The sequence below is a fragment of the Leptolyngbya sp. BC1307 genome, assembly GCF_002286735.1.
Classification (GTDB): Bacteria; Cyanobacteriota; Cyanobacteriia; order Phormidesmidales; family Phormidesmidaceae; genus Phormidesmis.
In genome coordinates this window covers 41,207-56,290 of the sequence record NZ_NRTA01000018.1, presented here as the reverse complement: position 1 = coordinate 56,290, position 15,084 = coordinate 41,207, and the positions used below count along the sequence as shown (strand labels likewise).

Below are 15,084 nucleotides of genomic sequence, written 5' to 3'. Positions count from 1 at the left end.
TCGCTCTGGGCAATTGGTTTCGTCACAAAAAAAGACTGACTTCACAGAGGTCTCGGGCTTAAAGCATAGATAACCTGGAAAAAAAATGCCACAGTGTCAGTCCTATTACTGTCTAATATTCATTTCTTAGTTCAGAGCTATCTCTGATCATAGTCTTGAAACTTCAGTATAAAATCTTCAGGATTGTTGTCACTGAGGTCAGTAGTTATGAACAGTCTGGTAGAGCCAGTTCAGAAGAGCAGGCTCGCAGGCGTAGTCATTCATATGAGATATGAAAAATGGGAAGGGCAGGTAAAGCTTTAAAGTGTGTTCTCCAAGAGCACGGCATCAGCCAAAACCGGTTGGCTGTGACGATGGGGGTTGCTCGCTCTACCGTTAACCAATGGGTCAATGAAGTGAGTGACCCCCTTGCGGACTCTATTCCCGACATCATTAATGCTCTAGATGTCTTAGAACCCTCCGCCGCACAGATCTTTTTGCAGATGTATATTCAGCGAAATGTTAGCCATATCAGCTAAGTGGCCAAAGCTACAGCTACTGATGCCCTATGAACGTCAGGGCAGCCATTCTGGATGGCGACCTGCTAGCTCCAGTTCTGTTGGCGGTAAAGGAATCGGCTCCCCGCTCAGCCGCTCTTCTAAGGTGCTAAACAGCGGCAGCAGCCAGAGCCGATCTGTAGCCTGGTCAGTGTCTGCTTTTAAGCGCGAATCGCTGACCAGGGTTTCATCAAACAAAATAGCGAGTCCATCGGGCGAAAGACTCAAGGTTATTTCAGGCTGAGGCGGCATTTCTAGCAGCTCTTGCTCTTTGCCTGTTTTCACATTGACGGCTGTGATGTAGGGCGATACCTGATACTCATCCTCGGCTCCGTTATCTACTACTAACAGCCGGTTGATTAGGCAATAGAGAACTGTGTTGTCTTCATTAAACTGGGCGCTGACTATGGCACCCTCGGTTTGCAATAGCTGCTTTTCTTCACCCTGGCTAGATACCCAAAATAGCGACTGGGTATACCGCTTGTCTGGATCGTCTTGGTTGAAATTTACTAGAGCTGCCGCGCTACCATCGCTAGCCACATCTAGCGTCAGCCCATAGTCCGGCAAGAAATCCAGCAGTTCGTCTGCCTGGGCGACTTCTGGCTCTAGGGCAATGACCGCTGTGCCCTCTCCCTGCTGCAACAGGAGTGAGAGGCTGTCAGGGGCAATGGTAAAGTCTCCGCCCGGCTCTGTTTTAAGCTGACGGGGCGGTTCTCCATTCATCAGCACCCAGGGGCCAAAGTCTGCTGGGTTGGTCTGGTTTACTCGCTGCACGACAATAACTTCGCCGTTGGGTGAGAGGTCAAATTTTAGGTTTTGGTAGTCTTGGTTGTCGAGTATGAGCTGAATGGCACCGGCAGCGGCGGGCTCAGTCCGGTTCCATAGCTGCCAGCGAGGAGCGGCGGTAGCTTCTCGCTGGCCGGTAGAAACGCTGTAGATCTGTGGTGATGACTGACCTTCGGCCTGCGCTTCGGCACTGACGGCTGAAAATAGGATGCGATCGCGCTCCGGATAAGACTGAAAATCCATCACGATCTGCCCTTCAGGGGTCAGCAGCGTTTTTTCTTTGCGGGTTAAATTAAACAGTATCAGCCGCCCTTGCTCTTCGCCAGCTGCACCGATATAGGCAAAGATGCGATCGCGTGTCTTAAACTCACTGCTAAACGGCTCAAATCCGTCCTGCCTGGCTAGCGCTTTTGCCGTCGGCAAAGAGATCTTGTAGCTTTCGCCATAGGGCGCAGGTACTGCCAGCGTGTAGGCCATCCGTCTGCCTGCCCAGCTGAATTTGCCTGCTAGCGCCGGTTCGATCTGCAGATTTTTCTCGACACTCTGAGCGTCCATCGGCTGAGTAAACGTCATCATAAACGCAACATCTGCGGCGGTCACCGGTTTGTCTTGCCAGCTAAAAGTTCTGACTTGAGGTAACGACTGAGCGCCCAGCAGCAGCATGGCGGCAATCAACAGTCCGAGTAAAGTGATGACCCTTGTGGCCACCCGGTCAAGCGGCTGTCTTCGACGTGACTGAGACATAGCGAAGGGGGAAGTCCTAGTACTGATAAGGGTTTCTGGGTTCTTCTATGACTTTGATGGCGGTGGGCGCGATCGCCAACTGTCGCCGCCCGTCCAGGGTCTCTGTCGTCATCTGACCAGTGACTTCTATCCAGCTATCTACTGGGTAGGTTTTGCCCGCTGGCAGTTGAACAGGTAGCCCAACCGGATAGGCATCCGCCGCGCAGCAAGTGAGGACAAACCGCGAAACCATCAGATGATCTGCTGACCATTCCTTTGGGTGAATGACAAAGCCTGAGACCGCCACCGCCTCGCCCCCATAGGCATCGGGTTCCGGGTAGACGTTGATCAGCCGAATCCAGTCGATAATCGTGCGTTCTTCGGGGGCTGCTGCCCGCACAAACCGCCGAGGTTGAGCGCGGGTCAGCGTAATACTGTCAGACACGCCTCGCTGAATTGCCGTTTGGCTAGCAAATGCCCGAGGCGTATAGATCAAGCCAAAAACAGCGACGCTCAGAATTAAGGCACTGCTGATAGTGGCGGGCAGCAGCGTCACATGCCCTTGATCTTTACTAGAGACCGCTGCTTTAGTCCGCCCGAGCAGCCCGAGCCAGATCTTGAGACCTTTAAAGGCCGCTAGCAACAGCAGCACAATAGCCGCTAGGTTAGAGAGCCAGGCGTAGTCGGGATGCAGCAGCAGCAGCAGTTTTCCGCCTATCCAATAGCGAAACAGCATGGCGCTCCATACTCCTATAGCCAGCACGTCCAGCAGGTCTCGCCAGGGCAGTCGGAGCCGAGGGCGGGCAGCAGCAGAGACAGAACGGGGCGATCGCACAGCCATTACCCAATATACAAATTGACAAACAGAGACGCGGCAAAGCTCATCATCGCCGCCAGCGCAAACAGATAAAATACTGCCCGGCCCTTAAACACCGTCAGTAGCAGGCCGATATTCTTCAAGTCGATCATCGGGCCAAAGATCAAAAAGGCCAGCAGTGAGCCAGTAGTAAAGGTAGAAGCAAACGATAGGGCAAAAAATGAGTCTACCGTTGAGCAGATAGAGACCACCGCCGCCAGCAGCATCATCGCCAGAATAGAGGAGATCATCCCCTGACCCAAGCCCAAAATCAGCTCTCGGGGGACTGCAACCTGAACCGTTGCCGCGACCGCACTGCCCAGCACCAGCACCGCTCCCAGTTCGCGCAGTTCGCGCACCATATTATCAATTGCTAGTTGCAACTTGCTACCCCATGTCTGCTCTATCGCCGGGTTAGCGACCAGTCTCTGAGCAGAAGGCGTGTCTAGCTGCAGCGTACCGCCAGCCATTTGCAAAAAGGTTCCTCCCTGCAGCAAGGTCGAGGGGGCCGACGGCTTAGCAGGCGAGTCACGAAATCGGCTGCGAGCGACAGACTCTTGCAGAAATGGTCCAATATCAGGCTGACAACTAAATACCCAGGCAATGGTTGTGGCAATCAGCAGGGTAAAGCCAACCCGCATCAGCACAATTTCTGGCTGACCGCGAAAAGCCACCCAGGTCGCCCAAAAGACGATGGGATTGATCGTCGGAGCCGCCAGCAAAAAGCCTATCGATACTGCCGTTGGCGCGCCCTGCACGAGCAGCCGCCGGGCCACTGGCACATTGCCGCATTCGCATACTGGAAACATCAGGCCGATCAGGCTACCCGCTAAGGCACCTAGCAGCGCGTTCTTAGGCAGTATGCCAATCAGCCTGCGCTCATCGACAAAAAACATCAGCAGGCTAGAAAACGCTACACCGATGAGCAAAAATGGAATTGCTTCTACCAGCAAGCTGAGAAATAGCGTAAATCCAGTATTAAGCTGAACCATCTTCAGGAATGAGAATTAGGACTGACCGCTTGAGCGAGATCCTAACAGTGAAGGAACGAGACAAGAAACAGGCAGCAACACAACTACTGGCTCAAGTTTGAAAGTTTAAGGGATGGTGTGTGTCTACCGACGTTTATTACAGAGTGTTTATACCGAAAATTTACTAAAACTTTTCGTTATTATTTTTGGGGATCGCTCTATTTATAGCGCGTTGCCATCTTACTACGGTGCGTCGCAGACTTGAACATACCTTCCCAATAAACCGTACTATTACTCATATTGCCTTGTAATTTGTTGCGACTTCATGATTTTTTTATGTGTGCAAATACGGTCATTTTCTCACTGTCCGTCAGCCGTCACCACATCTGAATACTCACCACACTGATGCTGCCGCCCAGACAAACATCGACATCGCCGCTCGGATCGCGCAGACGATCTTCATACGCGCCGACATAGCGAAAGCCAGCTTCATCCACCTCAAAATCTGTGGGTAAAGGCTGAGTGCATCGCGGGCAGAACACGATTTCGGGGCTGTCCGCAGTGCCATCTAGAGGAGGCGCAGGTAGGTTCACATTCCAAAACTGCCCTGGCTGAGGTTTGGTCGCCATTAGCTGCTGGAGTACCTGGGCGCTCAGTCGGGTGGCGCGGGGCCAGTCATACGGCTGCTGCCGGTATTTGTATTGAGAGATAGCGATCGCACTTTTACGCAGCAGAGTGGCCTCTCGTACAGCGGCTACCGTACCCGAGACGTAAGTGTCCGAACCCATGTTGCCGCCCGCATTAATCCCTGAGAGCACCCAGTCTGCTGTCGGATACAAATGGCTCAGCGCCACCCGGCTACAGTCAGCGGGCGTGCCGCCAATGGCATATTCTCCCTTTGCCCTTTGCTCAATCGGAATGGTGCCGCCCCGGTTGAGCTGATGGCTGCACCCCGAAAGCGGTGCGTCAGGTGCGACGATCACGCTTTGGCTCTTATGCTCGAATCCCCCATTTTCTGAAATTTGGTGCAGCGCCGCTTGCATCGCCCGAATACCCGGAGCGTCAATGCCATCGTCATTAGTCAACACAATTAGAGCCATAGCAGTCATCTCCTGGGCTAGCGTCCGGCGGCATCGACAAAGACATTACCGCTGAAGACCAGCGTAGCCGGACCGGTCATAAAGACTCGATTGCTTTGTGCCCACTCAATTTCTAGACAGCCGCCTGGCAGTTCGACTGTGGCCTTGTGATCGCTCTTGCCATTGAGCACAGCCGCTACCAGCAGCGCGCAGGCTCCCGTCCCGCAGGCTAGCGTTGGCCCGGCCCCTCGCTCCCAAACTCTCATTTTCAAATAGTCAGGCTGCACCACTTCCACAAATTCGGTATTAATCCGAGCGGGGAAGGCCGGATGGCTTTCAAACTGGGGGCCAATTTCGGCCAGCGGTACGGCTGCCACATCGTCTACAAAGGTAATGCAGTGGGGGTTGCCCATGCTGACACAGGTTACCTGCCACGGCTGCCCGGCTACTTCAAGGGGTTTATCGATAGCTTTTTCCTGCTCAGCTGCTAGCGTCGTTGGAATTTCCTGGGCTAGCAAATTTGGCTCACCCATATCGACCGTGACCTGACCGCCTGGCTGCAACTGGGGGCGAATGGTCCCCGCCAGCGTGTGAATTTGATAGGTCTGTGGCAGTTGAAGCGCGCGCCCGTCAGCGGCTTCCAGGCCGACAATGAATTTGGCCAGACAGCGAATGCCGTTACCGCACATTTCCGGCTCTGAGCCATCGGAGTTGTAAATCCGCATGCTGTAGTCAGTTTCGCCAGTGGCAGGCAGCACAAAAATCACGCCGTCAGCGCCGATGCCAAAATTGCGATCGCACACCGCCACTGCCTGCTCTGGCGTAATCATGGGCTCCGAGCTAGCCCGGTTATCGACCAAAATAAAGTCGTTGCCAAGGCCGTGATACTTGCTAAAGGAAAGAGTGGTCATGAAAACAGAGTCTTTTTAGACGGTACTAAGCATCTTATAACGCCTGCTCCATCGCTTGCTTCTATAGCCGCTATCGATTTCTGACCGCCGTTCTCGGGCAACCTACAGATCGAACGCTCCTTCGTACACCTCGTAAACTGATGTCCTCTAAAGAATTTGATACCGGCCTACCCAGCATTCGCCAAGTGCAAACCCTCATTCGCGACCAGCAACTAGTCGAAGTGAAGCTCACCACCGGCGATACCTTAGCGGGTGCCCTCAGCTGGCAAGACGCCAACGCCATCTGCGTTAAAGGCGCGGATGGTGAGAACATGATTTTGATGCGAGGGGCGATCGCCTATGTTAAATCAGGTATATAGATAACATCAAAGGAGTAAGGTTCTCCTAGCTGCTTCAGGAGTGATATCGTCAATGCGGTCTGAGCCATGCTGCCAATTTTCACGGGCGCTGACTGAAGACGGCTGAGGCCATATTTGCTATACCTGTCGTCATTACTGAATTACTGATCGCTATGATTTCTTCTCTTACCTCGGCTATTACCAGGCTATGGCGCCGTGTCAGGCATAGGCTTTCTTTGCCTGCTAGACTGCCCTGGCTGCTGCTACCTGTGGCCGCTAGCGCGCTGGTGCTGTGGAGTGCTGTAGCCACGCCCGCCCAAGCCTACCAGGTGCAGGTATCGCCCAGTAGCCCCAAGTTAGGAGACACACTTTCGGTAGTCGTGCGGGGTGAACGCAGCGATGAAGCACCCACTGTCAGCATGGGGGATACGAGCTATCCAACGTTTTTGCTATCAGGCGATCGCTACCGCGCTCTGATACCCACCAGCCCTAATACAACGCCGGGACGGATGACCCTGCAAGTCAGTGGCACTGAAGGCACCAATAATATAGCGGTCAATATTGGCGATCGCAGCTTCCCCACTCAGTACATCACGCTCTCTCCCGGTCGCGCCGGACTAGAAGGCACCGACTACGAGTTTGGCCGATTAGACGACCTCCGTGCGCTGCGTACCCCAGAGCGCTATTGGGATGGCCCCATGACCAAGCCCAGCAACGGCTATGTCAGCTCCCTCTATGGTCTGCGCCGTTACTACAATGGCGTGTTTGCCGGAGACTATTACCACCGGGGGGTAGACTACGCGGCAGGTAATGGCTCGCCCATCTATGCACCCGCTGCCGGTCAGATTGCGCTGGTCGGTCGGGTCGCAGACGGCTTTGTGCTCAATGGCAACACCCTTGGCATCGATCACGGCCAGGGCGTCACCAGCGTGATGATTCACCTCTCTGGCTTTGCCGTCAACGAAGGTGACTTTGTCCAGGCAGGTCAGCTCATCGGCTACATGGGCTCTACGGGCTTTGCCACCGGGCCAAATCTCCACTGGGGGCTATTCGTCAACGGGATTGCCGTCGATCCGGTGCCCTGGCGCTACGACGGCGTAGAGTAAGTCTGCCTAAATTGAGCATCAACCTGTTTTGCTGGTTGGGGCAACGGGAATACTTCACATGAGATTCATCCAAATCAGGTCACAAAAATTGCAAGTGACCTTTAAATCTTTCAGTGGAACCATTAATCGGAGTCTTGCGCCAGCATGAGTAACATAGAAAAAATCGTCGAACAGGCATTGCAAGATGGCTATCTGACCCCTGCTATGGAAGCAGAAGTTGGCCGCATTTGCGATACTGCCTCTGAGCTATCCATCGAAGAGTACATGGCCCTAGATCGTTTGATGGGTTCTTTGCTCACCGGTGAAGTCGTTGCCGTCCCCCGCAAACAATTTATTAATGTCATTGAAGAGCTGGTGTTAACTGAGGCCATCTCCCAGGTAGCCGCAGTAGAAGCCAAAAGCGATCAGACCCTCGACTTAGGTGACATTGCTGCCTATGCCCTCAACCGACTGCCGCCTCTGTATGCCACCACCGAAGAAGGCGCTAACTATCAGCGTGAAAAAGCCCGCGATGAGCTAGCCGACCTGATCACTCAGCAGGTCGCCGAGTCAGTAGGACGCAGCCTCAACCAGCCCGAGTTCTTCCCAGAGCGCAGAGAGCTTCAGCGCACTGAAGAGGGCCTGATGGGCCAGGTCAACAAGCTGCTCAAAGGCTACGCTCATAACTTTGAGCAGCAGCCTACAGCAGCGTAGTGATGAGGGGCATCTGCCTATCAATCCCTAAGGCTCTACCTTCACCGCTGTCCCCACTTCGACTCGCTGGTAAAGGTCTTGAATATCCTGGTTGCGCATTCGTACGCAGCCGTGAGAGACGGCTTCGCCGACCAGCTCTTCCTGATTGGTGCCGTGAAAGCCGATTTGGGCCTGGCCATCGCTCCAAAACCCGATCCAGCGAGACCCTAGCGGATTGTCTGGACCGGGTGGCACTTCATCCTTGGTGATAGGGTGCTGCCAGGCAGGATTTTCTATTTTGTTAACGACGTGGAACTCACCGGTTGGTGTCTGCCAGTCGGCCTGACCTACAGCCACCTCGTAGCGTACGGTTGGCTGGTCGGCATAGCGCACTTCTAGAGCGCGCTGGCTGAGAGAGAGCACTAGCTGGGCTGAGGACTCGGCTAATGGCTGAGCAGCGGCTGGTGTGGGTTCTCTGCCAAAGACTTGTCCGAGCCGCAGCCGAGCGGCCAATCCTGACTGCTGAGACGGATTCCCCAGTTCAAACGTCGCTGACTCGCTGCTGATATCCGAGACAGAATCTGGCGTGACCACTGGCCCCGGAAAAGGGTTGCGCCATTCAAAGGCCGCTAGGGTCACTGCCGAACCAAAGCACAGCACTACAAAACAGCGAATGATAGGGGGTTGCCTGCGCATCGGTCTGCTGCCTGATGTGGGCTTTAACACGGGTGGGCTGTGAAAATTGGCGAGTGCAATCGTCCTAAAGTTCCCCTTTACACCTTAGCCTTGCTAGAATCACTTTTGCACGCTTAGACTTGCACGCTTAGACGGTGATGAGCGGCAATGTATAGCAAAGTGCGGGTGCATACTCGCAGAGAAGGCTACGCCTACGTGCTTTGTGAGTGACTTTGCCCGCTGTACTTATCGAGCTTGCCGCCGATAAGGTATGTGCAAACAAAGTGCTAACGCTATATAGAGGGGCGACTTGAGCTTGGTAGTTAAGCCAGACTGGTTACGGGTAAAAGCGCCGCAGTGGGAGCGGGTCGGCAATGTAAAAGGAATTTTACAAGATCTCGGCTTGAATACTGTTTGCGAAGAGGCTTCTTGCCCTAACATCGGCGAGTGCTTTAGCGTAGGGACTGCCACGTTTTTGATTATGGGGCCAGCCTGTACTCGCGCTTGCCCCTACTGCGACATTGATTTTGACAAAGCACCAAAAGGGCTCGATCCGCTAGAGCCGGTGCATCTAGCTGAAGCGGTTCGGCGGATGCAGCTCAAGCACGTTGTGATTACCTCAGTCAACCGCGACGATTTGCCGGATGGCGGCGCTAGTCAGTTTATCCGCTGCATAGAAGAAACCCGCAAGGTTTCTCCCGAGACGACCATTGAAGTGCTGATTCCTGACTTGTGCGGCAACTGGGCGGCGCTGGAAACTTTGCTGCTGGAAGGTCAGCCTGACGTGCTCAATCACAATACTGAGACGGTGCCTCGCCTTTACCGGCGAACTCGGCCTCAGGGAAACTATGACCGCAGTCTGGAGCTGTTGGCGCGATCGCGCACCATTGCCCCTTGGGCCTACACCAAATCCGGTATCATGGTGGGCTTGGGCGAAACCGACGGCGAAGTACGGCAGGTGCTCGGTGATCTGCGGGCCATAGACTGCGACATTGTCACCATCGGGCAGTACCTGCAGCCTAGCCAAAAGCATTTGGGCGTAGAAAATTTCGTGACGCCTGCCCTGTTTGATGCCTGGCGCATGGCGGGTGAAGAAATGGGCTTTTTGCAGGTTGTGTCGTCTCCGCTAACTCGCAGCTCTTACCATGCCGAGCAGGTGCGCCAGCTCATGAAAACCTATCCGCGTCGCAAACTTGGCTAACGTTGACTGTTGCTTTGATCAGATAAGGCTGGACAGTTTTCGAGGCGCGATCGCAGCTTCACCTTGATCTAGTAGGCAAGCTGCGGGCAAACGCAGTATGGTTTTGAAAGGTTTCTCGTAGCGCGTTAAGGCTTACTTCTCATGTCAAACTCCACCATCGAATCAGTCCTGCAAGAGCAGCGGGTGTTTGAGCCCTCCCCGGCGTTTTCACAAGCGGCGCAAATACCCAGTATGGCGGTCTACCAAAAGCTGTATGACGAGGCTGCAGCCGACCCAGCGGCGTTTTGGGCAAAGCTGGCGGAGCAGGAGCTGGACTGGTTTGAAAAGTGGGACACCGTGCTCGACTGGCAGCCGCCGTTTGCAAAGTGGTTTGTCGGCGGCAAGATCAATATTTCCTATAACTGTCTGGACCGTCACCTGACAACGGCGCGGCGTAACAAGGCGGCGCTGATTTGGGAAGGGGAGCCGGGCGATTCGCGCACGCTCACCTACGCGCAGCTGCACCGCGAAGTGTGTCAGATGGCGAATGTGCTGAAAGGCATGGGGGTGAAAAAGGGCGATCGCGTCGGTCTATACATGCCGATGATTCCGGAAGCGGCGGTGGCGATGCTGGCCTGTGCGCGGATCGGCGCGGCCCACACGGTAGTCTTTGGCGGGTTTAGTGCAGAGGCATTGCGCGATCGCCTCAACGACGCCGAAGCCAAAGTGGTGATCACCGCCGACGGCGGTTTTCGCAAAGACAAGGCGATGGGACTTAAGCCTGCTGTGGATGCTGCGTTAGATGACAACGCTGTGCCCTCAGTGACTAATGTCTTAGTTGTTCAGCGCACCCAGCAAGAGATCGACTGGACGACAGGCCGTGATGTGTGGTGGCACGAGGCTCAGCCTACTGTCTCTGCCGACTGCCCCGCCGAGCCGATGGACAGCGAAGATCTGTTGTTTATCCTCTACACCAGCGGTACTACCGGCAAGCCCAAGGGTGTTGTCCACACCACAGCGGGCTATAACCTATACACCCACATGACGTTTCAGTGGACGTTCGACATTAAAGAAACCGATGTGTACTGGTGTACCGCCGATGTCGGCTGGATTACGGGCCACAGCTATATCGTCTATGGCCCGCTTTCTAATGGTGCAACGAGCTTAATGTACGAAGGCGCACCCCGACCTTCTAACCCCGGCTGCACCTGGGATATCGTAGAAAAGCATGGGGTGAATATCTTTTACACAGCCCCTACAGCCATTCGCGCCTTTATGAAGATGGGCGATGAATTGCCCAAGGCCCGAGACCTTTCCTCTCTAAGGCTTTTAGGAACTGTGGGCGAGCCGATTAATCCCAAAGCTTGGATGTGGTATCGCGAGATCATCGGCGGCAACAACTGCCCGATTGTCGATACGTGGTGGCAAACCGAAACCGGTGGCTTTATGCTCACACCGCTGCCGGGGGCCACACCGACCAAGCCTGGATCGGCGACCAAACCATTCCCTGGAATTTTGGCCGATGTAGTTGACGCCGAAGGCAATCCGGTCGGCACAAACGAAGGCGGCTATCTGGTGATTAAGCATCCCTGGCCCAGTATGATGCGGACGGTATATGGCGATGACGACCGGTTCCGCCGCACTTATTGGGAGCATATTCCGCCCAAGGACGGCAAGTATCTGTACTTTGCCGGGGATGGTGCTCGCAAGGATGCAGATGGCTACTTTTGGGTAATGGGCCGCACAGACGATGTGCTGAATGTGTCAGGGCACCGACTGGGGACGATGGAGATTGAGTCGGCTCTGGTGTCGCATCCCTCAGTGGCAGAAGCGGCTGTGGTGGGCCGTAAGGATGAGCTGAAAGGGGAGGATGTGTATGCGTTTGTGACGTTGGAAGGAACGTATACGGCGAGTGATGAACTCAAAGCTGAGCTGAAGCAGCATGTGGTGAAGGAAATTGGAGCGATCGCCCGCCCTGGCGAAATCCAATTTACCGATGCTCTACCCAAAACCCGATCCGGCAAAATCATCCGCCGCTTCTTGCGCAACCTGGCTAGCGGCGAAGAAGTCGTAGGCGATGCGACGACGATGGAAGACCAGAGCGTACTGGAAAAGCTGCGGCAGGGCAATTAGAGCCCGCTTGAAACATTCAGAGGGGAGGCGACTTCCCTCTGCGTTTGTCTTCCGTACAGTAATAGAAACTTGTACGATACTTATGTTTCGCCACGTCCTGGTCAAGCGGTGCAAGGACTTGTGAGATGTTTCGGAGCACTGTCAGAAGCCGCCCTCATAATCGAGGAATCCAACCTGTACGCTCGATAGGTTTGAGCGATCGCGACACCTAGATAGCCCTCCCTTAGTCATGCGGTGATACTGGGCGCACAGCTAAATCTTGTTTCAAGCGCGATCGCACCTGTACCTGTAACTAACGGAAGTGCGATCGCATAAGCCTCAGCACCCCTTCAAGAGCGTCAACTATCTGACACAGGGAATCTTGATAAATACGCAGGAAACCCGCTAGCGCATAATCGATTGTTTGGGATGGTCTGCTGATTGGAGCGATCTCCTATCAGCAACTACACGATCCGCTTTCTCAAAAGTCACACCTTCTGTTGAAAAATATATCTAGTCTTCAGGAAGTTCCACCCATTGCCTATATCCTGATATAACGATAGAAATTGCTTGAAGCTTGTAATGGTTTTCTTGTGTAACATATGACCAGCTAGCGAAAATAAGGATTTGAAATATGGCTTTAGATCAACTTGAGGCATTTTTGAAGAAAATGCAGTCTGAACCTGCACTTAAAAGCGAGGTAGTCGCAGCAACAACTGCGGATGATGTTGCACGAATAGCACTAAAGCTTGGTTTTGAATTTTCAGGTGATGAATTATTGAGAATGTCAGGTAAGAAAGTTGGTAGGGTTACTGTCGTAAAAAAAGCCACTCCTGGAGAGTACAATTAAATGCTTTTTGATATTTGTTGGTGTCTGGATGTTTTCGCCACCCCCTAAAATCGGGCTAAATTGAAACGGCGTGACAAGGCTTTCAGCGATCTCAGATCGGGGTGGCGAAAAACTAAAGACACCAACGTATTACAGTTTCTGGCTTTAGCGGGCTACTGAAAAGTTCAAATTAAGCCACTCATTTCTGTAAACTGGCGGTCTCGTCTGCGGAAATTCCTTATTGGCGGTTATTTCCTTCATGGGATACAGCTCAATTTCGCAGGACGGTATAAAATTAGGGTGCTAAAGTGATTTGGCGGTAGCCATGACTTTGTCCGTTCTACCCAAGCTTAAGAACTTGCCCAGCTCTCTACTAATAGACGGTGCTATCCGTATTGAGCTGGAAGAAGGTATTCCCATCTTTCGCGTATCGAGCAGGGTTCAAGACCGTATCGAAGAACTTCTCTTGGAACAGAAAGCAGCACCTCTTGACTCAGAGGAAGAGAAAGAGATGAATAGCTACGAGGAAATTGACGACTATCTCAGCTTCGTAAATAGAACAATCCGCAACCTTTCAATATCGCGAACGCAACAGGCATCTTAGCCAATGCCTCGTTTTACTACTGCTCTACCTTGTAGCCAAACTCAGCCAGGCGAGTACGTGACTGTCGCCAGCGACTTTGCACTCGCACGAAAATTTCTAGATAGACTTGGCCCGCTACAAGCTTTTGCATTTGCTCGCGGGCGGCGGTGCTGATGGCCTTCATCATGGAGCCGCCTTTGCCGATTAGGATGCCTTTTTGAGAAGTGCGTTCGACGTTAACGGTAGCGAGGATGCGGGTGATGTGTTCGTCTTCTTCTACTTTGTCGATGGCGATCGCCACCGAATGCGGCACTTCTTCGCGAGTATGCAACAGCACCTGCTCGCGAATGAGTTCGCCCATAATGAATCGCTCAGGCTGATCGGTTACCAGGTCGGGCGGGTAGTAATAGGGGCCAGGCTCTAGCTTGGAAACCAGCTGATCTTGCAAAGTGCCTAACCCTTCTCCTGTGAGGGCCGAAAACTTTACTACGTCCCAGCCGTGTTCAGCAGCGATCGCTTCATAGCTAGATTTCACTTCAGCCGCCTTGCGACCGCTTTCACTGAGCTGGTCAATTTTGTTGATGCCGAGGATAACCGGACGGCTACTTTTCGCCACCAAATCCGCGACAAACAGATCGCCTTTGCCCGCTGGTGAAGTCGCATCCACCACAAACAGCACTACATCGACCGAATTGATCGCCACCCGAGCATTCTGTACTAGCACTTTGCCTAGCTCATGGTGCGGCTTGTGAATTCCCGGCGTATCGACGAAGATAATCTGCGCCTGAGGCGTGGTTAAAATGCCCTGAAGGCGGTTTCGAGTGGTCTGAGCAACAGGCGAGGTGATTGCAATCTTCTGGCCCACCAGATAGTTCATCAGTGTGGATTTACCGACGTTGGGGCGACCGACGATGCTGATAAAGCCAGAGCGAAAATCTGGCGCGGCGGTGGGGATGAGCCCGCCGCTGATGTTGGGCTTGCCCTTGATCTCGACCGCTGCTGAATTGTCTAACGGAACGATAGGCAGATTTTCAGGCGCGGCTTTAGGCGGTTTAGGCGCAGCGGTCGCCCCCCCTTTCAGCTTGGGCTTGGGTACTGAAGACTGAATTGGCTTTTGCTTGACGCCTCTGTATTTAGGCGCGGCAAACTGGTCGGCAGGGCGACGTTTTTTGCCCGAAGCATTCTTGCCAGCGCCCTGACGCCACGGATCTTGCTGATCGCTCATGGCTTAGTTTCCGGTGATGTGAACAATGACTTCTCGGGTGTGGGGGCGATCGCGATGCTCCCACAGATAAATCCCCTGCCAGGTGCCCAGCGCCAGCCGCCCGTTCATGATGGGGATTTGCTCAGAGGTATGAGTTAGCGCCGTGCGCAGATGAGCGGGCATATCGTCTGGCCCTTCGTCGCTGTGGCGGTAGTAGTCGCCCTCGGGCACCAGCTGCGACAAAAAGGTCTCCATATCGGCCAGCACGTCAGGGTCAGCGTTTTCTTGAATCACCAGGCTCGCTGAGGTGTGACGCAAAAAGATAGAGCACAGCCCCGTTTGCACGCCCGAAGCGCTGACAGCTTCTTGCACCTTGCGGGTAAATCGGCCCAGAGACTTTGCCTGAGTCGAGAGCCGTAAGACCTGCTGATAGTGAACTGTGCTGGAAGTCGTCACCATAGATTGAGCTGACTGTTTCGTTAGTACCGGGCTATTGCTAGTCTATCTCACCTGCGCCTTTGCC

16 protein-coding genes are annotated in these 15,084 nt (G+C 53.8%); 8 read left to right on the top strand and 8 right to left on the bottom strand.

The window, feature by feature from the left end; translation table 11 throughout:
- The first annotated feature begins 278 nt into the window (after nucleotides 1-278).
- Entirely contained in the window at nucleotides 279-518 is a 240-nt protein-coding gene (locus CKL79_RS11965; protein WP_121969814.1) for a helix-turn-helix transcriptional regulator, read from the top strand.
- A 36-nt stretch (nucleotides 519-554) separates the two neighbouring features.
- Here CKL79_RS11965 and CKL79_RS11960 read toward each other — a convergent pair whose 3' ends face one another.
- The 5 genes from CKL79_RS11960 to dapF all read right to left on the bottom strand — a co-directional run bounded on the left by CKL79_RS11960 (nucleotide 555) and on the right by dapF (nucleotide 5,862).
- Nucleotides 555-2,066, bottom strand: a complete 1,512-nt coding sequence (locus CKL79_RS11960) for a hypothetical protein (protein ID WP_121969813.1) — start codon at nucleotides 2,064-2,066, stop codon at nucleotides 555-557.
- A 16-nt stretch (nucleotides 2,067-2,082) separates the two neighbouring features.
- Nucleotides 2,083-2,886: a TIGR03943 family protein gene (locus CKL79_RS11955; RefSeq protein WP_121969812.1), complete on the bottom strand. Its 804-nt coding sequence runs from the start codon at nucleotides 2,884-2,886 to the stop codon at nucleotides 2,083-2,085.
- Entirely contained in the window at nucleotides 2,886-3,893 is a 1,008-nt protein-coding gene (locus CKL79_RS11950) for a permease (RefSeq protein WP_121969811.1), read from the bottom strand. The genes CKL79_RS11955 and CKL79_RS11950 overlap by 1 nt, the downstream gene beginning before the upstream one ends.
- 356 nt (nucleotides 3,894-4,249) lie before the next feature.
- Entirely contained in the window at nucleotides 4,250-4,972 is a 723-nt protein-coding gene (surE, locus tag CKL79_RS11945; protein WP_121969840.1) for a 5'/3'-nucleotidase SurE, read from the bottom strand.
- Nucleotides 4,973-4,989: 17 nt separating this feature from the next.
- Nucleotides 4,990-5,862, bottom strand: coding sequence for a diaminopimelate epimerase (gene dapF / locus CKL79_RS11940; RefSeq protein WP_121969810.1), 873 nt, complete (start codon nucleotides 5,860-5,862; stop codon nucleotides 4,990-4,992).
- A gap of 140 nt (nucleotides 5,863-6,002) precedes the next feature.
- Here dapF and CKL79_RS11935 point away from each other — a divergent pair, with 140 nt between their 5' ends.
- The 3 genes from CKL79_RS11935 to CKL79_RS11925 all read left to right on the top strand — a co-directional run bounded on the left by CKL79_RS11935 (nucleotide 6,003) and on the right by CKL79_RS11925 (nucleotide 7,999).
- Complete coding sequence (locus CKL79_RS11935) at nucleotides 6,003-6,221, top strand: RNA-binding protein hfq (RefSeq protein WP_121969809.1); 219 nt, start codon at nucleotides 6,003-6,005, stop codon at nucleotides 6,219-6,221.
- A 215-nt stretch (nucleotides 6,222-6,436) separates the two neighbouring features.
- Nucleotides 6,437-7,306, top strand: a complete 870-nt coding sequence (locus tag CKL79_RS11930; RefSeq protein WP_240518818.1) for a M23 family metallopeptidase — start codon at nucleotides 6,437-6,439, stop codon at nucleotides 7,304-7,306.
- A gap of 144 nt (nucleotides 7,307-7,450) precedes the next feature.
- A complete protein-coding gene (locus CKL79_RS11925; protein WP_121969807.1) occupies nucleotides 7,451-7,999 on the top strand; it encodes a late competence development ComFB family protein in 549 nt (182 codons plus the stop codon).
- A 27-nt stretch (nucleotides 8,000-8,026) separates the two neighbouring features.
- Here CKL79_RS11925 and CKL79_RS11920 read toward each other — a convergent pair whose 3' ends face one another.
- Complete coding sequence (locus CKL79_RS11920; protein WP_121969806.1) at nucleotides 8,027-8,674, bottom strand: L,D-transpeptidase; 648 nt, start codon at nucleotides 8,672-8,674, stop codon at nucleotides 8,027-8,029.
- 295 nt (nucleotides 8,675-8,969) lie between these two features.
- On the opposite strand from CKL79_RS11920, the gene lipA reads away from it, so the two are divergent.
- The 4 genes from lipA (at nucleotide 8,970) to CKL79_RS24370 (ending at nucleotide 13,378) form a co-directional block, all read left to right on the top strand.
- Entirely contained in the window at nucleotides 8,970-9,854 is an 885-nt protein-coding gene (gene lipA, locus CKL79_RS11915; protein ID WP_121969839.1) for a lipoyl synthase, read from the top strand.
- 141 nt (nucleotides 9,855-9,995) lie between these two features.
- Nucleotides 9,996-11,966, top strand: coding sequence for an acetate--CoA ligase (acs, locus tag CKL79_RS11910; RefSeq protein ID WP_121969805.1), 1,971 nt, complete (start codon nucleotides 9,996-9,998; stop codon nucleotides 11,964-11,966).
- A 613-nt stretch (nucleotides 11,967-12,579) separates the two neighbouring features.
- The gene (locus tag CKL79_RS11905; RefSeq protein WP_121969804.1) at nucleotides 12,580-12,795 is read left to right on the top strand and encodes a Nif11-like leader peptide family natural product precursor; all 216 of its coding nucleotides are present in this window, start codon (nucleotides 12,580-12,582) and stop codon (nucleotides 12,793-12,795) included.
- Between the two features lie 304 nt (nucleotides 12,796-13,099).
- On the top strand, nucleotides 13,100-13,378 hold the full coding sequence (locus tag CKL79_RS24370) for a hypothetical protein (protein ID WP_121969803.1): 279 nt from the start codon (nucleotides 13,100-13,102) through the stop codon (nucleotides 13,376-13,378).
- A gap of 16 nt (nucleotides 13,379-13,394) precedes the next feature.
- On the opposite strand, the gene era is transcribed toward CKL79_RS24370, so the two are convergent.
- Nucleotides 13,395-14,327, bottom strand: coding sequence for a GTPase Era (era, locus tag CKL79_RS11895; protein WP_240518822.1), 933 nt, complete (start codon nucleotides 14,325-14,327; stop codon nucleotides 13,395-13,397).
- Nucleotides 14,328-14,585: 258 nt separating this feature from the next.
- Nucleotides 14,586-15,020: a secondary thiamine-phosphate synthase enzyme YjbQ gene (locus tag CKL79_RS11890; protein WP_121969801.1), complete on the bottom strand. Its 435-nt coding sequence runs from the start codon at nucleotides 15,018-15,020 to the stop codon at nucleotides 14,586-14,588.
- Between the last annotated feature and the right edge of the window lie 64 nt (nucleotides 15,021-15,084).

Bases quoted from the DNA above. Each gene is read 5' to 3' on its own strand.
- CKL79_RS11925 (WP_121969807.1), top strand. From the start codon at position 7,451: ATGAGTAACATAGAAAAAATCGTCGAACAGGCATTGCAAGATGGCTAT.
- CKL79_RS11905 (WP_121969804.1), top strand. From the start codon at position 12,580: ATGGCTTTAGATCAACTTGAGGCATTTTTGAAGAAAATGCAGTCTGAA.
- CKL79_RS11960 (WP_121969813.1), bottom strand. From the start codon at position 2,066: ATGTCTCAGTCACGTCGAAGACAGCCGCTTGACCGGGTGGCCACAAGG.
- CKL79_RS24370 (WP_121969803.1), top strand. From the start codon at position 13,100: ATGACTTTGTCCGTTCTACCCAAGCTTAAGAACTTGCCCAGCTCTCTA.
- CKL79_RS11955 (WP_121969812.1), bottom strand. From the start codon at position 2,886: ATGGCTGTGCGATCGCCCCGTTCTGTCTCTGCTGCTGCCCGCCCTCGG.
- surE (WP_121969840.1), bottom strand. From the start codon at position 4,972: ATGGCTCTAATTGTGTTGACTAATGACGATGGCATTGACGCTCCGGGT.
- acs (WP_121969805.1), top strand. From the start codon at position 9,996: ATGTCAAACTCCACCATCGAATCAGTCCTGCAAGAGCAGCGGGTGTTT.
- CKL79_RS11965 (WP_121969814.1), top strand. From the start codon at position 279: ATGGGAAGGGCAGGTAAAGCTTTAAAGTGTGTTCTCCAAGAGCACGGC.
- dapF (WP_121969810.1), bottom strand. From the start codon at position 5,862: ATGACCACTCTTTCCTTTAGCAAGTATCACGGCCTTGGCAACGACTTT.
- CKL79_RS11950 (WP_121969811.1), bottom strand. From the start codon at position 3,893: ATGGTTCAGCTTAATACTGGATTTACGCTATTTCTCAGCTTGCTGGTA.
- CKL79_RS11935 (WP_121969809.1), top strand. From the start codon at position 6,003: ATGTCCTCTAAAGAATTTGATACCGGCCTACCCAGCATTCGCCAAGTG.
- CKL79_RS11920 (WP_121969806.1), bottom strand. From the start codon at position 8,674: ATGCGCAGGCAACCCCCTATCATTCGCTGTTTTGTAGTGCTGTGCTTT.
- CKL79_RS11890 (WP_121969801.1), bottom strand. From the start codon at position 15,020: ATGGTGACGACTTCCAGCACAGTTCACTATCAGCAGGTCTTACGGCTC.